This window comes from Enterovibrio sp. FF113 (assembly GCF_041439165.1).
Taxonomy (GTDB): domain Bacteria; phylum Pseudomonadota; class Gammaproteobacteria; order Enterobacterales; family Vibrionaceae; genus Enterovibrio; species Enterovibrio norvegicus_A.
Genome location: NZ_JBGONO010000055.1, coordinates 1 through 1,042 on the forward strand (window position 1 = coordinate 1; position 1,042 = coordinate 1,042).

Below are 1,042 nucleotides of genomic sequence, written 5' to 3' on the forward strand. Positions count from 1 at the left end.
TCATAAAGACAGCTATTGCCTCTTGACCGGAGAAGGGCTCATATGTGTTAGCCTTAGCACTGCCAGAAAAACCAGCCTTCGGCAAACACTCCGGTCCTTTTAATGAATAGATAGGCGATACCACCGTCACCGTAATTTGGCCCTTCGCCGTAATGTGTGCGCCCTTCCCAGTGTTCACCATCCTCGGAGACCCAGCCAACGTTATGCCGTGGCGGATAAATAAAACTATGAGTACTATCAAGTTGACCGATGAACTCCCACTCGCCCGCAGGAGCTTCCGATGGGCTTTGTATCCATTCAGGGACACCACCTAATTTGGTGCCTGATGTGGCACTTTCAACGATATCATCAGGAAGCTCATAGTATAATTCCTCATCGAAGAAAGCCTGAATATTGGAATCAGAAATACCATCATCACGCTCTAGCCAATCTACTACACGAGCTTCATTCTCGATTAGTACATCCTCTTCTGGCGCTATGCATAGCCTATCTACTAATTTTTCTGGTTCAAGGACAAAGCAAGCGTTAGCACCGGAGCCACCTTCCCAAGTCGAACACATACCGGGGTCATGATTGCACTGAAATATATAAACAATCCTCCCCTCTCTTCCTAAATTGAGCCTTCTAGAATCATGCTTGAACTGCGCAAGGAAGCTCTGAGGCTTTTTACATTCTGAACAAGACGGCCAACCAGACTCTTCTAATCCCCAAGGTAATCCACCAAATTTGTCTTGGTAGGATTCTTGTTGATCTAGATCCTCATTAACTCGAATATCTGGAACAAAATACTTCAATGTATGAGCACTCCTTTTTGAGGCTAACGCCCAATTAAGGGGTGAAGCACGCAACCACAGCACTTAATTTGACCACCGAAATCACTGAACTAGAACCCAAACCAAAAATGCCAAGCGTGCTGAATCACTCTTAAATTATTTGTTGAACGAAGCCGCTATGCGGCAGAATAACACCACACCGCCTACGTTTCTCCCAACCCTGCCAGTCCGGCAGCGGACAGGAGAAACACCATGAACCGTCAACAACA

Annotated in this window: 1 protein-coding gene; it reads right to left on the bottom strand. The window is 46.3% G+C overall.

Translation table 11 applies throughout. The features are described 5' to 3' along the window. Positions 1-53 precede the first annotated feature (53 nt). Entirely contained in the window at positions 54-794 is a 741-nt protein-coding gene (locus tag ACED36_RS22070) for a DUF1963 domain-containing protein (protein ID WP_371733827.1), read from the bottom strand. Positions 795-1,042: the final 248 nt, after the last annotated feature.